The 20,052-nt window shown below is 62.6% G+C and carries 23 protein-coding genes; 9 read left to right on the top strand and 14 right to left on the bottom strand.

Features of this window, described 5'->3' with window-relative positions; translation table 11 throughout:
* Positions 1–67: 67 nt before the first annotated feature.
* From HMPREF2617_RS11530 to HMPREF2617_RS11520, 3 genes are read right to left on the bottom strand one after another with little or no spacing between them, the layout of a single operon-like run.
* On the bottom strand, positions 68–1,066 hold the full coding sequence (locus HMPREF2617_RS11530; protein WP_070840788.1) for a hypothetical protein: 999 nt from the start codon (positions 1,064–1,066) through the stop codon (positions 68–70).
* Complete coding sequence (locus tag HMPREF2617_RS11525) at positions 1,066–1,824, bottom strand: ATP-binding cassette domain-containing protein (protein ID WP_070840787.1); 759 nt, start codon at positions 1,822–1,824, stop codon at positions 1,066–1,068. Before HMPREF2617_RS11525 ends, HMPREF2617_RS11530 begins: the two co-directional genes overlap by 1 nt.
* On the bottom strand, positions 1,821–2,195 hold the full coding sequence (locus HMPREF2617_RS11520) for a GntR family transcriptional regulator (protein ID WP_070422035.1): 375 nt from the start codon (positions 2,193–2,195) through the stop codon (positions 1,821–1,823). The genes HMPREF2617_RS11525 and HMPREF2617_RS11520 overlap by 4 nt, the downstream gene beginning before the upstream one ends.
* Before the next feature lie 172 nt (positions 2,196–2,367).
* On the opposite strand from HMPREF2617_RS11520, the gene HMPREF2617_RS11515 reads away from it, so the two are divergent.
* Positions 2,368–3,813, top strand: coding sequence for an NYN domain-containing protein (locus HMPREF2617_RS11515; RefSeq protein ID WP_070840786.1), 1,446 nt, complete (start codon positions 2,368–2,370; stop codon positions 3,811–3,813).
* A gap of 354 nt (positions 3,814–4,167) precedes the next feature.
* On the opposite strand, the gene HMPREF2617_RS11510 is transcribed toward HMPREF2617_RS11515, so the two are convergent.
* Positions 4,168–5,106, bottom strand: a complete 939-nt coding sequence (locus tag HMPREF2617_RS11510; protein WP_070840785.1) for a PspA/IM30 family protein — start codon at positions 5,104–5,106, stop codon at positions 4,168–4,170.
* A 98-nt stretch (positions 5,107–5,204) separates the two neighbouring features.
* Complete coding sequence (trxA, locus tag HMPREF2617_RS11505; RefSeq protein WP_070820125.1) at positions 5,205–5,576, bottom strand: thioredoxin; 372 nt, start codon at positions 5,574–5,576, stop codon at positions 5,205–5,207.
* A gap of 116 nt (positions 5,577–5,692) precedes the next feature.
* Here trxA and HMPREF2617_RS11500 point away from each other — a divergent pair, with 116 nt between their 5' ends.
* Genes HMPREF2617_RS11500 through HMPREF2617_RS11490 form a run of 3 tightly spaced genes read left to right on the top strand, consistent with a single transcriptional unit; the run spans position 5,693 to position 8,352 of the window.
* Positions 5,693–5,893: a hypothetical protein gene (locus tag HMPREF2617_RS11500; protein WP_070422039.1), complete on the top strand. Its 201-nt coding sequence runs from the start codon at positions 5,693–5,695 to the stop codon at positions 5,891–5,893.
* A gap of 28 nt (positions 5,894–5,921) precedes the next feature.
* Complete coding sequence (locus tag HMPREF2617_RS11495) at positions 5,922–6,122, top strand: heavy-metal-associated domain-containing protein (protein WP_070422040.1); 201 nt, start codon at positions 5,922–5,924, stop codon at positions 6,120–6,122.
* A gap of 34 nt (positions 6,123–6,156) precedes the next feature.
* Positions 6,157–8,352: a heavy metal translocating P-type ATPase gene (locus HMPREF2617_RS11490; RefSeq protein ID WP_070840784.1), complete on the top strand. Its 2,196-nt coding sequence runs from the start codon at positions 6,157–6,159 to the stop codon at positions 8,350–8,352.
* Between the two features lie 7 nt (positions 8,353–8,359).
* Here the strand turns inward: HMPREF2617_RS11490 and HMPREF2617_RS11485 are convergent, their stop codons facing one another.
* On the bottom strand, positions 8,360–9,316 hold the full coding sequence (locus tag HMPREF2617_RS11485) for a hypothetical protein (RefSeq protein WP_070820122.1): 957 nt from the start codon (positions 9,314–9,316) through the stop codon (positions 8,360–8,362).
* Positions 9,317–9,393: 77 nt separating this feature from the next.
* Here HMPREF2617_RS11485 and HMPREF2617_RS11480 point away from each other — a divergent pair, with 77 nt between their 5' ends.
* From HMPREF2617_RS11480 to HMPREF2617_RS11470, 3 genes are read left to right on the top strand one after another with little or no spacing between them, the layout of a single operon-like run.
* Positions 9,394–9,993, top strand: coding sequence for a TetR/AcrR family transcriptional regulator (locus HMPREF2617_RS11480; RefSeq protein ID WP_168168352.1), 600 nt, complete (start codon positions 9,394–9,396; stop codon positions 9,991–9,993).
* A 40-nt stretch (positions 9,994–10,033) separates the two neighbouring features.
* The gene (locus HMPREF2617_RS11475; protein WP_070840782.1) at positions 10,034–11,347 is read left to right on the top strand and encodes an MFS transporter; all 1,314 of its coding nucleotides are present in this window, start codon (positions 10,034–10,036) and stop codon (positions 11,345–11,347) included.
* Positions 11,348–11,401: 54 nt separating this feature from the next.
* Positions 11,402–11,992: a hypothetical protein gene (locus HMPREF2617_RS11470; protein ID WP_070484986.1), complete on the top strand. Its 591-nt coding sequence runs from the start codon at positions 11,402–11,404 to the stop codon at positions 11,990–11,992.
* Here HMPREF2617_RS11470 and dnaB read toward each other — a convergent pair whose 3' ends face one another.
* Entirely contained in the window at positions 11,993–13,519 is a 1,527-nt protein-coding gene (dnaB, locus tag HMPREF2617_RS11465; RefSeq protein WP_070450684.1) for a replicative DNA helicase, read from the bottom strand.
* A 392-nt stretch (positions 13,520–13,911) separates the two neighbouring features.
* Between dnaB and HMPREF2617_RS11460 the strand changes: the two genes are divergently transcribed.
* A complete protein-coding gene (locus HMPREF2617_RS11460) occupies positions 13,912–14,328 on the top strand; it encodes a hypothetical protein (protein WP_070840781.1) in 417 nt (138 codons plus the stop codon).
* Here the strand turns inward: HMPREF2617_RS11460 and HMPREF2617_RS11455 are convergent.
* Positions 14,299–16,359 (bottom strand): RecQ family ATP-dependent DNA helicase, encoded by a 2,061-nt coding sequence (locus HMPREF2617_RS11455; protein ID WP_070840780.1) that lies wholly within the window; start codon positions 16,357–16,359, stop codon positions 14,299–14,301. The genes HMPREF2617_RS11460 and HMPREF2617_RS11455 overlap by 30 nt on opposite strands.
* Before the next feature lie 63 nt (positions 16,360–16,422).
* Between HMPREF2617_RS11455 and HMPREF2617_RS12390 the strand changes: the two genes are divergently transcribed.
* On the top strand, positions 16,423–16,545 hold the full coding sequence (locus tag HMPREF2617_RS12390; protein WP_256365573.1) for a hypothetical protein: 123 nt from the start codon (positions 16,423–16,425) through the stop codon (positions 16,543–16,545).
* Here HMPREF2617_RS12390 and HMPREF2617_RS11450 read toward each other — a convergent pair.
* The 6 genes from HMPREF2617_RS11450 to rplI form a co-directional block, all read right to left on the bottom strand.
* A complete protein-coding gene (locus tag HMPREF2617_RS11450) occupies positions 16,542–17,219 on the bottom strand; it encodes an AAA family ATPase (RefSeq protein WP_083323280.1) in 678 nt (225 codons plus the stop codon). The two genes, HMPREF2617_RS12390 and HMPREF2617_RS11450, sit on opposite strands and share 4 nt — an antisense overlap.
* Positions 17,216–17,902 (bottom strand): AAA family ATPase, encoded by a 687-nt coding sequence (locus HMPREF2617_RS11445; protein ID WP_070828859.1) that lies wholly within the window; start codon positions 17,900–17,902, stop codon positions 17,216–17,218. The genes HMPREF2617_RS11450 and HMPREF2617_RS11445 overlap by 4 nt, the downstream gene beginning before the upstream one ends.
* A 4-nt stretch (positions 17,903–17,906) precedes the next feature.
* The gene (locus HMPREF2617_RS12480) at positions 17,907–18,305 is read right to left on the bottom strand and encodes a type II toxin-antitoxin system VapC family toxin (RefSeq protein ID WP_070450728.1); all 399 of its coding nucleotides are present in this window, start codon (positions 18,303–18,305) and stop codon (positions 17,907–17,909) included.
* Between the two features lie 8 nt (positions 18,306–18,313).
* Positions 18,314–18,622 (bottom strand): antitoxin, encoded by a 309-nt coding sequence (locus HMPREF2617_RS11955; RefSeq protein WP_141739352.1) that lies wholly within the window; start codon positions 18,620–18,622, stop codon positions 18,314–18,316.
* A gap of 69 nt (positions 18,623–18,691) precedes the next feature.
* A complete protein-coding gene (locus HMPREF2617_RS11430; protein ID WP_070820115.1) occupies positions 18,692–19,456 on the bottom strand; it encodes a chymotrypsin family serine protease in 765 nt (254 codons plus the stop codon).
* Positions 19,457–19,592: 136 nt separating this feature from the next.
* On the bottom strand, positions 19,593–20,045 hold the full coding sequence (gene rplI, locus HMPREF2617_RS11425; RefSeq protein ID WP_070422053.1) for a 50S ribosomal protein L9: 453 nt from the start codon (positions 20,043–20,045) through the stop codon (positions 19,593–19,595).
* Positions 20,046–20,052 lie beyond the last annotated feature (7 nt).

Raw genomic sequence — 20,052 nt, 5'->3', positions numbered from 1 at the left:
TCGCTGACTGGGATTAAGTTACACACACCCCAACACAAACACAAATCACCAGCGTAGAGCGTGTTTTCTAAGCGTCTTTAAATCCTTGTTTTGGGTTAATCACGCCAAAAACGAACAACGCCTGCAAAACCAGGCCGATCAAGAACATCAAACCCGCGATGGCCAGCGCGTATGCGACTTGGGCTGGGTGGGGATCGTCGATAAGCAATGTGTCTTTGACCGCGAAGAACAGGAACATCGCAGGGATGAGACCAACGTCTGTGCGCCACACCTTCAGCGGTGCGCCGAGCACAGCACTGGCGAGGCCCGCTGCCCCCAGAGCAAGAATCGCCCTCAGACCGATTGGCGCGACCAGCAGCAACACCGCCATATAGAGCGCAACCGATGCCAGGGCGGCACCCCAATACAGGACCAGCCAGCGGCGCCGGGGAACGCCGAAACTCGTCATTGCCGTTGCGCCGAGGATGCCTGTGCCGTTGCTGCAATAGACCATGGCCCAGACGAGGATTGGCAGGCTCACGAGGAACTGGGCGAGAGGCTCGCTGCTCACCACTCCGGCAAGGTAGAGCAAAAGGCAATGCGCGACGGCGATGCCCGCTGCCCACAACAGTTGTGGCTTGAAAATCACCTCGAAGATGAACCCTCCCCGGCCGATTCGGCCACGCACCGCGCGCCGATCCTCGTCGTTGGTCGCCTCGACGTAGCGCGTGCCTATCAGCAGGCCAGCGACCACCGCAAAGAGCGCGCCGAGCAGCCCAACCCAGTCGGGCCGCGCCGCCAGCGCCACGCCAACCCCGCACAACACCGCCGGCACCACCCCAAAGGCCGCAAGTTTCACAGCGCGCGAGCGCGGCACACCGAACGCGGTATAGGCAGTCTCCTCCTGCTGCAACGCGACAAGTACAAGCACCGTGACCATGCTGGGGAGGAATGCGGCAGAAAGCGCACTATCCACAACAAACGGTCCAAACGCCATGACGGCGATCAACGGCACCATCCACAGCAGCCGCTTCAGCGGCGAGGCGACAAACTGGTGGCGAAAGAATCCGAGAAGCGTGGTGTTCATTACGACACCTCCAATTCGTGCTCGATAAGGTCGTCGAACTTGGCGGCGCGGGCATGGCGCGGGGCGTCGTCGAGAGGCACAAGCTCCGGGCCAGCAACAGCGAACGCATCCGCATCCTCCGGAACACATTGCTTTGCGACGACCCCATCACGCCCCAGAATCACCGCACTGTCCAGCACTTTCGCGGCGTCTTCGATGTGGTGTGTGGCCATGACGATCGTGCGCTTCGAGTCCGCCTGCGCCAACAGGTGGCGGTAGAACACGTCGGTGTTGTGGGTGTCGAGGCCGACGTAGGGCTCGTCGAGAAGCAAAAGCTCGGTGTTGGAGGCTAACCCGATGACGATGGAAACCATGGCGCGCTGCCCGCGAGAGAGTTTCTCGTAACGGGTGCCCAGGGCGGGGTCGAGAGCGAAGTCGGCGATGAGTTGATCTGCGACGGTTTGGTTCCACGTGCGGAAGCGCAGGCGCGCGCCCTTGATCACGTCGGCGGCGGACCACCAGCCGGGGTAGGCGGTATCGACGCCGGTCAGGCAAGTATTGTCCATCACCCGGGCGTTGTCGAAGGGGCGCTGCCCGAAGACCTCGACGGTGCCGTCGGTGGGTTTCAGCTGGCCGGCAAGGATGCGCAGCAGCGTCGATTTGCCCACGCCGTTGCGGCCGAGCAAGCCGTGGATGCCAGAGCCGAGGTCCAGGTCGACGCCGTTGAGCACGTGCGTGCTGCCGAAGCGATGCGTGAGGCCAGCGGTGTGGATTGTCATCGGTACAGTCCTCTACTTTCTGCGACGCGGTCGATGAGGTCGTGGAGGTCGGCGCGGGAGTAGCCGAGGTGGACGGCTTCGTCGATAAGCGGTGCAATGTATTGGCCAGCAAACGCCTCGCGGCGAGTGGCCAGGATGCGCTCGCGGGCGCCGTCGGTGACAAACATGCCGAGGCCGCGGCGTTTTTCCAACACGTTGTCGCTCACAAGCAGCGTCAGCCCCTTGCGCGCTGTAGCGGGGTTGATTTCGTGGAACTGCGCCAACTGATTCGTCGATGGGGCCTGATCGCCGGGTTTCAGGGAACCGTCGACGATGAGGTCCTCCACAAAACTGGCGATCTGCACGAATAACGGCTCCGCATCAGTATTCACGACGCCTCCATTCGCCTCATTGGTTAGTTACTCGAGTAACCAACTAACTAACACGGGTTCAGGTGGAGTGCAACCAAAAAACAGAAAAAGAACATGGAGAACCCGCGCAAAATCAGGCAAGATGGGCCGTGAAAATCAACTTAGCAACGAAAAGAATCGGAATTTAGGAGCCATGCTTGAACGCACACTGGTGTTCGTCGACACGTCTTACCTGCTCGCGAGCTTTTACAATTCGTGGGAAATCGGCGCAAGAGCCCAACTAGAAATCGACCTCCCCGAGGTAGTCAACGCCCTCGGGAACATGATCACCGACCAACTCCATCAACCCATCCATAGGCAACTTTGGTACGACGGCATCCCCGACTCCGGGCCCCACCGCTACCAACGCGCGCTGCGCACCTGCGACGGCGTGCAACTCCGCACCGGCCAACTCATCGAATGGGGCGAACGACGCACCCAAAAAGGCGTTGACACCCGCCTCGTCGCCGACCTCGTGGTCAACGGCCTGAGCGAAAAATTCACCGACTTCGTCCTCGTCTCCGGCGACGCAGACATGATCCCCGGCGTCGAAGAAGTCACCCGCACCGGCACCCGCGTACACCTCTACGGATTCGGGTGGGACTCCATGTCCTCCGCACTGCGCCACGCATGCGACAGCACCACCATTCTCGACCCGCGCGAGGACTTCTCCAACGCCATGCGCCTGCAAGTCCTCGAAGGCCCCCTGCCGCCGACCATCCGGGAGCGCCCGCTTAACGACGCCGCACCCCTCGACGAAGCCGACGGCCCGACCTCCGTCCCAGGCCTTGGCCCCGAGCCGCTCAGCGCCGAATGCGCCAACGCCGAAGCAGAGAAACAGGAAAAGAAGACGGGTGCTGGCGATGGTTCGGGTGCCGGTGCTGATGCCGGTGCTGATGCGTCGCAGGGTTCGGCGGAGGGCTCCAAGACCTCTGATGCCGAGGCCACCGAAGCCAAGCCTGCTGCACCCGCCTCGTCTGCTGCACCTGCAGCGCCGAAGCCCTCCGACATTGTCGGTGCTCCGGTTGCCCAGCAGCGCACGCACGAACCCGACGAGCCGGAACTCGACGAGCCTTCCGAGGCACAGGTCGAGGCCAACAACGAGTCCAACAAACCCGGCAACAAGCAGGTCTCCAGCGAACAACGCCCGGCTGCCACTCCGGCGCCGACGCCGGCCGCAAAGACAAGCCCTTCGGATACCGACTCGTCCGCCGACTCAACCAAGGCGGAGGATTCCGCGCCGCAGCAGGGACCGAAGCCGGCACCGAAGCCGTCGATGATGGCGCCGCGCCGCAAGCTTCGCTCCCGCTACGTCCCGCTCCCGGAGGAGGTGTGGACGTCCGCCGGCTTCCAAACCCCCTACGACGTGGGACAACAGTACGCGTCATGGTGGTTTGAAAACGCCGCCACCATGGAGCAGCGCGACAGCGCACATCTGCTGTCGGGTGGCGGTCTGCCACCGGAGATCGACAGGCCACTGCTGCAGTTCGCCTGCGAAACCCTCCACGAGTACACGCTGAGCGAAACCCAGCGCGTCAATCTTCGCGATGGGTTCCACTCCGGCATCCGCGGTGTCCTGATCAACATCCGTCGCAACTAGTCGCTTTACGACGACACCGGGGCCGCCAACCACCTTGCGGCCCCGTTTTTGCGTTGGTTGCCCTGCGCTTCTCTTCCCCTTCCGGCCTCTCCCCGTCTGCCCCCCTTTCTCGAAATAGTTCCCCGCGCGGGAACTTTCTTCGGTTTCCGGCACCTTTGCCGCGACATTTCCCCAGGTCGGCAGTTCTAGACACTCGTGGTCGGACAAAATAGTTCCCGGATTCAGCGTGAACCTGGGAACTATTTTGCGGCTGCCCCTGGCACTGACAAATATTGCAAAATTTGTCAGGCCGGATTTCTGTCCAGGCCAGATACCGGTGGCTGACAGATTCCGGCGGAATGTGTCAGGAAAGGTCTAGCGCTCGGCGCCAGAGTCGGTCTCGGCGTCAGTGTCGGCATCAGCCTTAGCGTCAGCATCCGACTCGGCTTCGCGGAGGTAGGCCTCGGCGTCGGCGATGGTGTCGTCGGCAACGCCAGTGTCGGCAGTCTCAGCAGAATCGGCAGCGTCCCCCTCGGAGCCGGCTTCGAGCTGGCGGTCGGCTGCGGAAGCAGAAGCACCCGAACCGGCCTCGAGCTCGCCGCCCATGGAGGCACGGATCTCGGCGAGACGGTTGGAGGCGGCCGCATCGGAAGAGCCGGACTCGATTTCGGCGATGCGGTCGGTCATGGAGTCCTTCATCAACTCCTGCTGGCCGAGCGCGTTGGCGTAGCGGCGTTCGATTTTGTCGCGTACGCCGTCGAGGGTGGGCACGTCGTCAGGGTTGAACTGGTTCATCGTGTCCATGGTGCGGGCCGTGTGCTCCTGCATCTTGGCCTGGTTGAGCTGGGACTCGAGTTGGGAAACCTGGGACAGTTGTTCCTGGAGGCGGGCCTCGGACTGCTTCTGCTTCTGCTGGGCTTCGGCCGCGGCCTGGTCGGCGGAGGCGTATGCCTGCTTGGTCTGCTCGAGTTCCTGCTCCACGGAGACCAGTTGGGTGGCGATGACCTCGGCGGTGGAGTTGAACTGCTGGGCCTTTTCGTTGTCGCCGGCGGCGGAAGCCTTGTCGGCTGCTTGGAGGGCGGTGCGGGCCTTGGTCTGTAGGTCGTCTTGGGACTTGATCAGACGGTCGAGCTTCATCTGCAGCTGGTTGCGGTTACCAATGATGTTGGCGGCCTGCTGGGTGATTTCCTGGTGCTGCTTCTTAGCGGCGTCGACGGCTTGTTGGATTTGCACCTTCGGGTCGGCGTTCTCGTCGATCTTGGTGTCGAAGGATTGCATAAGGTACTTCCAGCCCTTGGTAAACGGGTTTGCCATGGTTGGGTCCTTTCGGTGATGTGTGGTGGGGTTTTCGTCGATAAGCAAGTGTACGCATGAAAAAAGCGCCCGGCAGGCGGGCGCTTAGGCGATGAGGCCTAGTTTTCCTCGGGGTTTTGCGCTGCGATCTGGCGGCGAACCTCGTCCATATCGAGGACTTTGACCTGGTTAATCACGTCCTCGAAGGCGGCTGGCGGAAGGGCGCCTGCCTGCTGCCAGATCATGATGCCGTCGCGGAAAGCCATAAGTGTCGGGATTGCCTGGATTTCCAGGGCGGCGGCGAGCTGCTGATTCGCCTCGGTGTCGAGCTTGGCAAAGGTTACGTCAGTGTGAGTCTCGGATGCCTTTTCAAAGGTGGGGGCGAACTGGCGGCAGGGGCCGCACCATGATGCCCACGCGTCGACAAAGACGATGCCGTCCTTTGTGACGGTTTGCTCAAACGTGTCCTCAGTTACATCAACGGTGCTCAACGTTTCGCTCCTTATTGCGTTAGGTTATTCTCTTGGACGTTGTGCAAAGTACAACGCGATGAGTTTTGTCGTATTCCAACCCGTGTTGGGCCGCTTTAAGGAGGCGCTCACCAGTCATGACCAAGACCTACAAGATTTCTGGTCCTGATGATGAAGTTGCTGTTGCTTCACTTGCAGATGAACTTTCGATGGTGGAGGGCGCGCATGAGGTGGACATCAATATGGAGGATGGGGTCCTGACGGTTGTCGGGTTCTTGTTCACCGATGAGGATGTCCGGCTGGCGGCGGTGAACGCGGGCTACGATTTACATTTGTAACCGTTTGAAACTGCATGAGGAGGCTGCGATGGCTGAGCGTACGTTCCAGGTTGATGGCATGACCTGCGGACATTGTGAATTGAGCGTGCAGGAAGAGGTCGGCGAGATCGCTGGCGTCACCGGCGTAAAGGCTGATCACAAGTCCGGCAATGTTGTTGTGGAGGGCGAGGGCTACTCCGACGCGGATATTGCTGCTGCTGTTGAGGAAGCGGGCTACAAGCTGGCTTAATCGGGGGATTTTGCCACGGATATATGGTGGGGGCATGACTCAACCTCCTGTGGCACTACAACAGATCGAGCTCGGCGTAACAGGGATGACCTGTTCGTCGTGCTCTTCGCGTATTCAGCGCAAGTTAAACAAGCTCGACGGCGTGGATGCGTCGGTAAATTACTCCACGGAGACTGCGACCGTTTCGTTTGATCCGTCGTCGACGTCGACGCAGTCGCTTATCGACGAAGTCCGCGCCGCCGGCTACGACGCCTTTGAAATGGGTGACGAAAACGGTGGGGATGCCGGTGGGGACGGGGGGTCGTCGACAAGCAATGCTCTCGATGAGGCGCGCGACAATGAAGCGGAGTATTTAAAGCGCACGACGATCTGGTCGGCGCTGGTGTCGCTGCCAGTGATGCTGGTGAGCATGATCCACGGGCTGCAGTTCCCGAATTGGGAGTTTGCGGCGCTGGCGGCCACGACGCTGGTGTTTTTCTCTGCGGGCAGTGTGTTCCACCGTGCGACGTGGGTGAATCTGAAGCACGGCGCGATGACGATGGACACGTTGATCACGCTGGGCACGTCGGCGGCGTACCTGTGGTCGATTTGGGCGCTGTTTGTTGGTGGCCCTGGTGAGCCGGTGTACCTGGAGACCGCGTGCGTGGTGATCACGTTCCTGCTGCTAGGTAGGTGGTTTGAGACGCGCGCGAAAGGGCAGTCCTCGGAAGCGCTGCGCGAACTGCTGAGCATGGGCGCCAAGGACGCGGCGGTGATCCGCGGGGACAAAGAGGTCCGGGTGCCGATCTCGCAGGTAGTTGTGGGGGATCGTTTCGTGGTTCGCCCTGGTGAGAAGGTGGCCACGGATGGGCGTGTGATCTCGGGGCATTCAGCTATCGACGAATCCATGCTGACCGGCGAGTCCGTCCCGGTGGAGGTCGGCGAGGGCTCGATGGTCACCGGCGCGACCCTGAACACGTCGGGGCGACTGGTGGTGGAGGCCACCCGCGTTGGGTCGGAGACGACGCTGGCGCAGATGGGGCAGCTGGTCAAGGACGCGCAGGCTGGCAAGGCGCCGGTGGAGCGCCTCGTGGACCGGATCTCTCAGGTGTTTGTGCCGACGGTTGTTGTGATTTCCCTGATCACGCTGGTGGGACACCTGTTGGTTGGCCATGCGGTGGAGGACGCGTTCACGGCTGCGGTGGCGGTGCTGATCATCGCGTGCCCGTGCGCGCTGGGCCTGGCCACGCCGACGGCGATCTTGGTGGGTACCGGCCGTGGCGCCCAGATGGGGTTGTTGATTAAGGGCCCGGAGGTGCTCGAATCGACTCGCCAGGTGGACACGGTGGTGATGGATAAGACCGGCACGGTGACTACCGGCCAGATGGGTGTGGCCGAGGTGCTGCCTGGTCCGGGCTACGAAACCGAGGAGGTGCTGCGCCTGGCTGCCGGTGTGGAGGCTGGCTCCGAGCACCCGATCGCGCAGGCGATTGTTGAGGCCGCCGACGATGTCCCCGAGGCGACCGGCTTTGAGAATCTGCCAGGTCAGGGGGCTTCCGCACGTATCGACGACCGCCTTGTCCGCGTCGGCCGCCCCTCCGGGGAGCTCGGTGCACTAGCTGGTGCGTTCACTGAGGCCGAGCAGCGTGGCGCGACCGCCGTTGCCGTGGAGGTCGACGGGGTTGTGGCCGGTGTGATTGCTGTGCGAGACACCGTAAAGGAGGACTCGCGCGATGCCGTCGCACGCCTGCGAGACCTGGGGATGACCCCGCACCTGCTCACCGGCGACAACCAGGGCGCGGCGGAGGCTGTAGCGGCTGAGGTTGGGATCGACCCCGCCAACGTCACCTCCGGCGTACTGCCGGAGGACAAGGTCAACGTGGTCAAGCGCCTGCAGGAGTCGGGCCACCGGGTAGCCATGATCGGCGACGGTGTCAACGACGCCGCCGCCCTCGCCCAGGCCGACCTTGGTATGGCGATGGGAGCTGGCACCGACGTGGCCATTGAGGCGTCGGACATTACGTTGATGCATTCCTCGCTACGTTCTGCCGTGGACGCCATCCGCCTGTCGCGCAAAACGTTGAAGACCATCAAGGGCAACCTGTTCTGGGCGTTCGCCTACAACGTGTTGCTCATCCCGGTGGCTGCGCTGGGGCTACTCGACCCGATGCTTGCCGGTATTGCGATGGCCTTCTCGTCGGTATTTGTGGTGTCCAACTCGCTGCGCCTGCGCGCGTTCAAGTCAGCGTAGGTCAGCGCTAGTTTCTTGCGCTGCTGCGATCCAGCATGAGCAGGACGAAGCCAACCGCGATCCAGATAGCAAGCACCCACCAGCTGCTTCCGGCGCCGAGCCCGTCGAAGAAGGAGACGGAGCGGATCAGGTGACCGGTGGCGCCGACTGGCATCCACTGGCCCAGTGTCGACCACCCGGCGGGCAGCAGCCATGGCCCTGTTGCCAGGCCTGAGAGCGGATTGGCCAGGAAGACGGTCAGGATTGCGCCGATGCCCACACCTGGGATTCCGATAATCGCGGCGAGGCCTGCAGTGAGCATAGAGGTTGCCAGGATGCCGCAGCCGATGCCGAGCCACTCAAGTGCGAAGTTGCCGGTCAGGGTGCCGTACGCGGAGTGCAGCATCCAGGTGACCACAAGCGAACCAACTGCGGCGATACCGGTCAGTACCGCGAGTTTTGCCCACTTGTTGCCGCGGAAGAGGAAGGTGGCGATCACCGCGGAGATGATGCCGCCAAACGCCAGCGGCAGGCCGAGGACTGCAAGGCCGGTTGCCTGCGGGTCATCTTGAGAGGTCGGTGCCAGCTCTTCGCGGGTGACCTCTACGCCCTGTGCTTCCATCTTGCTGGCCATGCCCTCAATCATCTGCGCGTAGGGTGCGCCGTTTCCGGCCGCGGTGTAGGCGGTTGCGCCGGTGGGTGCGATGCTCAGCCCGCCGACGGCGTCGCGGTTGAGGACGGCGTCGCGCACCTCCTCGCCTGAGCCGTAGACGGTGATGTCTGGGCCGTCTTCGCCCATTGTTTGTTCGAGTTGGCTGGCCATTGGTTCGGGCGCGGCGATGGCGATCGGCACGTCCTTTGGCCCGGATGCGAACGTTGGCGCGAGGAACGCGAACAGCATCAATCCGATGATGATTGGGATACCGATGCTCGCTCCAAGCACCTTTGCTACGGCTGGTCGTTGTGTTTTCGATGCGTTAACCATTGCAAATCTCCTATCTGGAACACGGTGTTCTATTTCTATAGTTCGAACATAGTGTTCCGTTTGCTATGGTGTCAAGCATGAGACAGGACGCCGCTGACAACCGATACGCCATCGTCACCGCAGCCAGGCAATTGCTTCTCGACGAAGGCCCGGGTGTGTCCATGCGCACCATCGCCAAGGCCGCCAAAGTGGGTGTGGCAACCGTGACGCGCCACTTCCCTGAGCGCATCGAGCTTCTCGATGCCGTCAGCGCCCAGGCCGTCAACGACATCACCAAAGTCGTCGACGACCATGCCGTCGAGTTCACAGTGGATACGCGAAAGGCGTGGCGCAGCACCGTCCATGCCATCGGCAACCTTCGACTTGCAGCCCTCGCTCAGGCAATATTTATGGACTCCATGCAGGATCCAGGGGTGGGGCCGGAGCGCCAAGGGGTCTTCGATAAGCGTGCTGCAGATCTCCGGGAGATTTACGGGGGCCTCCTCGCGCCGGCGAAGCGCGCCAAGCTGTGTCCGGCCGACCTCGATCCGTTGGAGTTTCACATATCGCTTGGCATTGTGAGCCGACCGCTGCCTGCTCAGGCACCGGACCTACTGGGCCAAGACAGGCTCACACACAAGTTGATCGACACACTGCTTGACGGCTTGGAGGCCCAGGCACACTCAGCTGAATATTAAGTTCCGAGTTTTCGCAGGCCACGGCCTAAACTCCCCCTGCATGAACACCGATCAACAGCTCACGCGCACTGAGCGCCTCGACCGCCTTCCTGTCACCCCGAAACACAAACGCCTGCTTGTCGGCTCCGGCATTGGCTGGGCGCTGGACGCGATGGACATCGGCTTGGTGTCGTTCATCATCGCAGCACTCGCCGTCCACTGGGATCTAGACAAGACCACGACGAGTTGGATCGCGTCGGTTGGGTTTATCGGTATGGCGATCGGCGCGTCGCTCGGCGGGTTGCTCGCCGACAAGATCGGACGCCGCCAGGTGTTCGCCGCGACGCTGCTGCTGTACGGGTTGGCCACGGGCGCGTCGGCGCTGGCGTGGTCGGTCGCGTCGCTGATCGTGTTCCGCTTCCTGGTGGGCTTGGGCCTCGGCGCGGAACTTCCCGTTGCGTCCACACTGGTCAGTGAGTTTTCTCCGCGCGGGGTGCGCGGGCGCATGGTGGTGCTGCTCGAGGCCTTCTGGGCTGTGGGCTGGATTTTGGCGGCGGTGATCGGCACGTTTGTCGTCGCTCAGGGCGAGTCGGGTTGGCGATGGGGCTTCGCCATCGGCGCGCTACCCGCCCTGTACGCGATCGTGGTGCGCCTGGGCCTGCCGGAATCGGTGCGCTTCCTGGAATCCAAGGGCCGCCACGACGAGGCTGAGGAGATCGTGCGTTCCTTCGAGGCTGAGGCCGACCCCGCCAACTACGACACCACTGTCCCTGCACAGGAGGAGTCGATCCAAGGTGGCATCTGGGGCGCTGCTTTGCGACGACGCACCGCCGCCTTCTGGACCGTCTGGTTCTGCGTGTCTCTCTCCTACTACGGCGCCTTCATCTGGATCCCATCGCTGCTGGTGGAGCAGGGGTTCTCGCTCGTACGGTCGTTTACGTTCACCTTGATCATCACGCTTGCGCAACTGCCGGGCTACGCGGTTGCCGCCTGGCTCATCGAGGTCTGGGGGCGCAGGACGACCCTGTCCGTGTTCCTCGCAGGGTCTGCGGTCTCCGCGTTCGGCTTCGGCATGGCGAGTGCCGAGTGGCAGATCATCCTCGCGGGCTGCCTGCTGTCGTTCTTCAATCTCGGCGCATGGGGCGCGCTGTACGCGATCGGCCCGGAGCTCTACCCCACCGCGATCCGCGCGACCGGCACCGGCGCGGGTGCCGCGTTCGGCCGCATCGGTTCGATCCTCGCCCCGCTCGTGGTCCCGCCGGTGCTGGCGTTCGGCGGCTCGACCGCAGTGTTCGGCGTGTTTGCCGCAGCGTTCCTGCTGGCGTGCGTCGCTGCGTTTACGTTGCCGGAGCAAAAGGGAGTTGCGCTTGCCTAGCGACGACACCACGTACCATCGCACTCATCCCCCGTTCCCGTGTTAAGGATTGCCATGCGTCGCGTACTCGCCCCCTTGTCTCTGCTGACCGCCTTGTTGCTCGCCGGTTGCGCGGGTGGGACCGGCGAGCCGGAGACCATCGTGGTCACCTCGACCGAAGTCGTCGACGCACCCGCACCTGAATCGGCGCCGGAGGCGAATCCTGAAACCGAGCCGGAATCCGAACCTGCACCTGCTTCAGAACCAGAGCAGCCCGCTGCCCCGCTAGCCGGAGCGTTCGAACTCGACCCGGCGTACAAAGATCAGGTCGGCGGCAAGTGCGGCATGACACCCGACGGCGCGAAGATCTCAGTCGGCGACACCACCTCCTGCGACCTCGCGGCAGCGGCCTACCCACATGCGATTAACGCCACGTGGGCCTGGAGTAACAAACCAAACGTAACGTCGGTGCCGTTCACGAATATCTCCGGTGTACCCAGCCCCATCACCGGCGGTGCGTATGACCTGCGCTGCGCTGTCGGATCTTCGGGGCAGACGATGAGCTGCTACGGCCCGGACAACGACCCGTACATGACCTACGAGCTCGAGATGACCACAACGTGGCACCCGCGCATCAACATCGTTGGGGAGTACCCACACAACTAACTAACCGTGGGCCATGTTGACAAAGCGCGAGTAGTGCAGCTGGTGCGCCACCGGGATGGTGTCAATCGGGCCGCCACGGTGCTTGGCCACGATGATGTCGGCTTCGCCGGCGCGCTCGTCGTCACGATCCTGTGAGTCCGGGCGGTACAGCAGGAACACCATGTCGGCGTCCTGCTCCAGCGAGCCCGACTCACGCAGGTCAGCCAACTGCGGGCGCTTGTCGGTACGTGCTTCGGGGCCACGGTTGAGCTGCGAAATCGCAATGACCGGCACCTCGAGCTCCTTGGCCAACAGCTTGAGGTGGCGGGAGAACTCCGAGACCTCCTGCTGGCGGGACTCAACGCGCTTGCCGGAGCTCATCAGCTGCAGGTAGTCCACCACAACCAGGTCCAGGCCGTGCTGCTGCTTGAGGCGGCGTGCCTTGGAGCGAATCTCCATCATGGTGAGGTTCGGGGAGTCGTCGATAAATAGCGGCGCATCCTGGATCTCCGTGAGGCGCTTGGTCAGCTTCTCCCAGTCGCGCTCCTCCATCTGGCCGGAACGCATCGCGGAAAGCTTGATCTCCGTCTCGGCGGAGAGCATGCGCATAATGATCTCGGAGGCACTCATTTCCAGCGAGAAGATCACGCTGGTTTTGCCCTGGTGGATCGAGCAGGAGCGCATGAAGTCCAGCGCTAGTGTCGACTTACCCACACCAGGACGTGCTGCGATGATGATCATCTGGCCGGCGTGAAGGCCGTTGGTGAGCTTGTCTAGGTCGATAAACCCAGTCGGCACGCCGGCCTCGAGGGCGCCGCCGGATGCGATCATGGTCAGCTCGTCGATAGTTGGCTTGAGCAATTCCGAGAGCGGACGGTAATCCTCGCCCACGTTATTGCGGGAAATGGAGAACACCTTCTGCTGCGCATGGTCGACGAGCGCTTCGATCTCCATGCCCTCTTCGCCCTCGTAGCCCAACTGGACCACCTGGGTGCCGGCGTTAACCAGCTGGCGCAGGATCGACTTCTCTTCGACGATCTCCGCGTAGTAGCCGGCGTTCGCCGACGTCGGCACCTCAGAGATCAGCGTGTGCAGATACGGGGCGCCACCGACGCGCTCCAGTTCGTTGAGACGGTCCAAGCGTGCCGCGACAATGAGCACGTCGACGGAGCTTCCCTGGGAGAACAGGTCCAGAATCGCCTGGTAGATAAGCTGGTGCGCCGGGTGGTAAAAGTCATCCGGCCGCAGCCCGTCGGCCACGTCCAGGATCACGTCCGGGTTGAGCAGCATTGCGCCGAGGACGGAACGCTCCGCGCGCTCGTCGTGGGGCGGGGTGCGGTACTCCTGCTGTACGTCACCACGGTTGTTGCCGTACTTGTTGTAGCGCTTCTGGCCACCCTTGCCGTTGCCGCCGAAGTTATCGCCGCCGGCGAAGCGGTTGGAGCCGCCAGTGTTTTGTTCGAAGTCGGCGAAGTCCCCAAAGTCGCCGTAGTCCGCTACCGGCTCCGGTGGTGGTACGTAGTCGTCGAAGCTGTCGTTCGCACCCATGTTTTCCCCTTTCACTGTGGCTATGACACTACCCTCTCCTCCGACATTTTCTAGACCCACTAAACGAGTTATCCACAGGGGCTGTGAAATCTTTCGACATTGTGCGGGTAGTTATCCACAAGTCATCCACCCAGCTTGTGGAGAACTTGTGTACAGCGACACCAAAACCGCAGGAACTTATCCCAAACGCGCAGGTCACACGCTATTCATCCAAACCGCATACCCCGGGTGTAGCCGGGGGATAACTTCTCACCACGGGGTTTGACAAAGCACATTTCAACAGTTTCGGACCCCTTTTTCGACCCTGCAGCCACGTGCCCAGGCACTTTGGATCCACACTTATCCACATCAATCACACGCCATGAAAACTATTCCGCAGTTACAGTGCGTACATGGAGACACGAGGCATTCTTTGGATCTACGCCATCGCGATGGTGGCGTTTCCTGCGGCGTGGATAAGCCTGTTGCGTCTGATCGGCGACGGCTGGGAATTTCGGACCGTCACGGCGGCCTTCGGCACCCTCGAGGCCGCGACCACATTGCTCGCACTCGGTGGTGCCACGTGGTTCACCGTCGCGGCGCGCGGTCGCAAGAAAATAGGCGCACTGGTCACGGTGTGGCTCGCAACCGCCTGCCTCGTCGTCGGCTGGGGCTCGATGGCCGTTGCGCATTGGGAGGAGTACCAGGCCGACATGGCGTTGCCGATCATCAACTTGTTCATGCTCCTCATCCCAGTCGGCACGGTGCTTGTCTTCGCCGCCGCCATCGCCGAGTCCGCATCACGCGCGCGAAGCAAACGCCAGCGGTAGCACCTCCACCCCGTACCGCTCCGCAATGTCGGCCGCCGCAACCGTGACCGACCAACCTGAATCCACCTCCCCGGTCAGCAGCAGCACGGGGCCTGTCTCCACCTCGAGGCCCGTGTAGTCGTAGTACCGGTCAAGCCCGTTGACGCGAAACGCCGAGTTTCGTGCTTCTACCTCGCGCGATGGCGTATCGACGACCCCACCAAACCGCATCTGCCCCACCCTTGCCAGCGCTTCTGCGGTGGTGGCGATCATCTCGTTTCGTGCCGGATCAGCATCGCCCAAAGCGACGACAGTGGTGGGGCGTTCCTCCCAGGCCCAGTCCGTGAGCACGGCGACGAACCGGCCCAGCCAGGCATCCTCACGCCAGTTGCTCAGCGGCCGGTAGGTGTTCGCCCGCAGCAGCTCTGCCAGGGCGGGACCGCGGGCGACGTCGTTAAGGCGCCCCAACGCTTTGCCTTGCAGCACGCCCTTGATCTTGCCGCGGCGCGCGGAGCCGGTCGGCCACATTTTGCGTTGGGTGATTTGGACGCCGGGGGTGCGCAGTTGTTCGTCCATACGCTGCGCCAACGCAGCGTCCACGTCCACTGGCAGGTGATTGCCGGTGCAGTTGTCGCAGCGCCCGCAACGCTCATCGGGCGCGAGAGTGGGGTCGTCGAGTTCACGACGTAGAAACGCCATGCGGCACCCGTCCGTGGCTTCGTAAGCCAGCATCAGGTCCTGTTCGCGCTTACGCGCTTCGGCGAGCCCACCGTAGCGCTCGTGGTCATACTTCCAGGCAGCACCCGTGGATACCCAGCCGCCCTTGACGCGGCGCACGGCACCGTCGACATCAAGCACCTTCAACGCCTGGTCGATGCGAGTGCGGGAGAGGTCCACGAAGTTTTCCAGTTTGGGTGTGGACAACGGCTCCTCGCTGAGTGTGTCCAGCAGTTGGCGCACCACGTGTTCCTCCGGCATGGACACGGACGCGAAGTAGTCCCACACGCGCTCGTCCTCAGGCCCGGGCAGCAGCACGACCTCAGCGTGGTCGGTGGCACGCCCGGCGCGGCCGATCTGCTGGTAGTAACTCACTGGCGACGACGGCGCCCCCAGATGCACAACAAAGCCCAGGTCCGGTTTGTCGAATCCCATGCCCAGCGCGGACGTGGCTACGAGCGCTTTGAGTTCGTTGTCGATCAGGGCGCGCTCGAGGCGTTCGCGTTCCTCCGCCTCGGTGCGGCCGGTGTAAGCGGCGACGTTCCAACCGGCGTTTTCGAGTGCCTCGGCGAGGTCGTGCGCAGCGGCGACCGTCAGGCAGTAGATGATGCCGGAGCCGTTGACATAGGCGAGATACTGCGCGATCCACGCCGCGCGCTGCGTTGGGTCCGGTAACTGCACCACGTTGAGCGCAAGCGACTCGCGGTCCAGCCCGCCACGCAGCACACCGGTGTTCTCGCCGAGTTGGGCGACAACGTCAGCGACCACACGGTCATTCGCGGTCGCCGTCGTGGCGAGGACCGGGGTAGCCTCCGGGAGGTCGCTAATAAGCACCGCAATGCGCCGGTAATCAGGGCGGAAGTCGTGGCCCCAGTCCGAAATACAGTGCGCCTCATCCACCACCAGCATCCCCGCGGAGCGCGCGAGTTGCGGCAGGACCTGCTCTCTAAAATCCGGCGCGTTGAGTCGCTCTGGACTGATCAGCAGCAGGTCATAGTCGTTCAGGCGTGCCTGGATCTCGTCCCACTCGGTCATGTTCGCCGAGTTGATCGTCGCCGCGCGAATCCCTGCGCGCGCCGCCGACTCCACCTGGTTACGCATCAACGCCAACAGTGGCGACACAATAATCGACGGCCCCGCACCCGCCTCACGCAGCAACTTCGCCGCAATGAAGTACACCGCCGACTTACCCCAACCGGTGCGCTGCACGACAAGCATGCGTTTGCGCTGATTCACTAACGCATCGATGGCGGTCCACTGATCGCTACGAAGCATGGCCCCGGGGCCCGTAATACCTTTGAGAAGTTCGTCTGCTTGTGTGCGCGTCGCTGTCATGGCGCAACCCTATAACACCGCCACGACACGGCCCAGGCCTGCAGATACAGTAGTATCAGCGTCATGGAATCATTCGACGAGTCGGAAGTCGCGAGCTACGAGGAAACACGGCGACTTACGCACGCTGAGCTCGATCGTATTTTCAACGAGCGCGCTAACCTCATGGCGCGTCTCAAAGACGCTTAACCAAACTCCCCTTCTGCCCAGTCCGCCATGAACTCGGCGATGCCGTGGGGGTCCGCGAGGAAGTCGCGCATCGCCCGAAACGCCAGGGTGTCCTCTACGGCGACGTTGCGCTCCACGCCATCGTCGCTGATCTCGACGATCTCCGCACCCGGGATCGCCGCCACGATAGGCGAATGCGTGACGACGACTATCTGCGCCCCCACTTCACCCAACGCATGCAACTGCGCCAGTAGGGCCATTTGGGCGACGGGGGAAAGGCCGGACTCGGGCTCGTCGAGAAGATAGAGCGCGTTGGGGATCAGCCGCGATGTCAGTTCGAGGACCGATTCGCCGTGGGAGCGCCCGCCGAATTCGGTGATGCGCGTATGGGTTTCACCGCGCAGGAAGTAGCCGACTTTCGCCCGCGGGCCGGTGGTCAGGGTGAGCACGCCGTACAGCGGGTCGTGGGCGCCGGCCTTTTCTACACCCCACGTGCCGCCTTCCAACGTGAACCCCCAGGCACGCGCCATGCCTTCCAACAGCGTGGACTTGCCCACCCCGTTGCCGCCGGTAATCACCGTGATTGGCCGCCTCAAGGCAAAACCGAACTCGGCGACGTGCGCGATGGCCGGGGTTTCCACAGCCCATGGCGGTGCAGCTTGGGCGTCGACGTCAACGCGTTGGATGAACATCATGGCCCCACCAGGTAGCGGGCGGTGCCGGCTGGGTCGTTGATGAATTCGCGGGTGGCGGTGACGGGCTCGCAGTCGTCGTAAAGCATGGGCTCAAGGTCGGGAACATGCAGGATGCGGGCGTCTGGGATGGCGAGGAGCACGGGCGAATGCGTTGCGACGACCACCTGTGCCCCACGCCGCGCTAGCACCGTCAGCAGGCCGAGGAGTTCGAGTTGGGAGAAGGTGGAGAGGCCGTCTTCGGGCTCGTCGAGAAGAATTAGCGAGTCCGGGCCGAAGCGGGTGCGCGCCAGGTCCATGATGCCCTGGCCGTGGCTGCGTCTGGTGAGGCCTACAAGCGGGTCGGCGGGCCCCAGGCTCTCGTGGTATTCCGCAAGGTCAAGGTATGTTTCGCCGCGCAGGAAGTAGACGTCGCGGGGGTTTTCGCGGCGCGTCAGCGTGAGCGAGCGGTGCAGGGCCGAATGGTCTGCGGCGGTAAAGCGCGCGTGGCGCGAACCGCCAGCAGCGTTGGCGCCCATGGCCACGGCGATCGCCTCGACGAGCGTGGATTTTCCGGAACCGTTATCGCCGGTCAACAGCGTGACCTGGCCTAACTCGAGCGGCGTTTGCTGGAGGGAGTGCACCACCGACAGATCACGCGCGTAGCCCTGGACAGGAGCATCAATGCGCACACGGGTAAGAAACATGGGGCTACCGCCAGTTCTCAATCTTCAAGCCGCCAACCCGTGAAAACTCTTTCTCGTTGGCGGTGACTAGGACTAAGTCTTGTCGGATCGCTTGGGCCGCAATCCATAGATCGTTAGCCCCAATCGGTAGCCCTCTATCTAGAAGATCTGCCCGAAGCCGTCCGTAAATCGATGCACATTCCTCATCGACTCCCAATATGCGTCTACCGTGTAGCAGTACCCTGTACGTCCGGTGCAGGATCTCTGGATTTACCGACCGCTGAATACCCGCTTCAATCTCACCGAGAACAACAGTAGAGAGCCATAGCTTTGAGCTCGCACATTCAGTTACTCGTTGGACAACCCGGGGTTGAGTTCCCCGTTCAATGTCGATCCAGACATTCGTGTCAAGAAGATATCCCATCGAATCGTTCATCCTCCGTGATCAGGGGAATGATCGAGGTTCGGCACTTCGTCGAGTGGGAGGTCTTCAATTTCCTCAATTAGTCCCTGCTCGAGGTTGTGTTCCTTCTGGAATTCACGAAGCCTGGCGACGACAAGTCCGAAATCCTCTTCCTCCGGCCTCAGAAGAAGCCCTTCCGGCACGGCTTCAATGGACACAGCCCCAGATGCAATGCGTAGTGCTGCAGGGATTCGCACTGCCTGGCTGTTCCCAGATTTAAAAACAGTCGTACGGATCGGACCGCTCACATTCGGTTCCTCTCGAATAGGTTCTGCCATGACACCCTCCACAGATCGATGTATATCCGCAACGATATACAGATTCGCGGTGTCCAGCAAGACCCTCTTTTACCGCAGACCTGCTGGCAGTGGCGTTGCAGCATCCGCCGCGACGAGGATCCCGTAGGCCGCGCCGGAGATAATCCCGACGATGTTGGTGCTGCCGTCCGGATTCACGGTGTACAGCGGGGAGCCCGAATCGCCCTGCAGCGACAGGATCATCACCGCGATCTCTCCGGTGCGCGGGTTCACGTTGAGCACCGGTCCGCAGGTACGGGAGGTGCGTGCGCCGTCCTTGCACACAATCTGGCCTTCGCGTACCGACGTCACCGGCGCGCGCCCCGCCACACGCCGCGTGGGGTTGACGAACTGCGCGAACTGGCTCAGACCGTGCAGCGCACCGATGAACGGGATGTCGATAAACCCGCCACGCATGGCGTGGGCATCGGTGACGTGGCGGTCCATGCGGAACCAGGCGACGTCCTTCAACTCGCCGCCAAGGGTGTTGTCGCCCTCGAGCTCGAAACCTGAATCCTGCAGGTTGCTCGCGATCGGGGTTCGCGCATCCGCCGCCAGCACCCGCACCGCGTGCGCCCCACCGATCGGGGCGAGGCAGTGACCGGCGGTGACGCCGTACATCACACCGCCCCGGTACGCGATGGAGTTCAACGTGCAGCCGTACTTCTCCCCATCGCTGTACTCGATGCGAATGCTGTCACCCGCATACATGGCCAGTGCTTGGGCTGGGGTGGCTGCCATGCCAAGCACGCCCGCTGCTGCGACGGTGAGGGACAAAACGGTGTTGCGCACCCGGCGCAGGCGGGAAGAGATCATGGCGAGGATTCTTCCACACCTTCAGGCATGCAAAAAGCGCGGGCCCCACTCCTCACAAGTGGGACCCGCGCTACAAGTGCTGTTGTCGTTGGACTGCTGCGTGCTGTTCTGACGCGCAGTCGTCGTCAAGCGGTGCTTATGCGCTTACGACCTCGAAGTTCACCTTGCCCTCCACGTCGTCGTGGAGGTTGACCTTGACCTGGTAGCCACCGGTCTTGGTCACCAGGCCCTTAGGCACGGTGATGCGGCGCTTGTCCAGGTTCGGGCCGCCGGCAGCCTTGACGGCGTCGGCGATGTCGGCAGCCTTCACGGAGCCGAAGAGCTTGCCGTTGTTCGCAGTGCGAACGGCAACCTTGACGCCGGTGAGCTGGTCGAGCTGGTCGCGCAGCTCCTTGGCGTGATCCAGGTCGCGGACCTGGCGCTCAGCCTGAGCACGCTTAATGTCTTCAATCTGCTTCTCTGCGCCGCGGGTAGCCGGGATAGCCAGGCCGCGCGGGAGCAGGAAGTTGCGTCCGTAACCGTTCTTGACCTCGACGACCTCGCCAGGTTCGCCAAGCTTCTCGACGGCAGCGGTGAGGATCAGCTTCATAATCCTA

The sequence above is a fragment of the Corynebacterium sp. HMSC070H05 genome, from assembly GCF_001837615.1.
In the GTDB taxonomy this organism is placed as follows: Bacteria; Actinomycetota; Actinomycetes; order Mycobacteriales; family Mycobacteriaceae; genus Corynebacterium; species Corynebacterium coyleae.
This window is presented reverse-complemented; position numbering and strand designations above follow the sequence as displayed.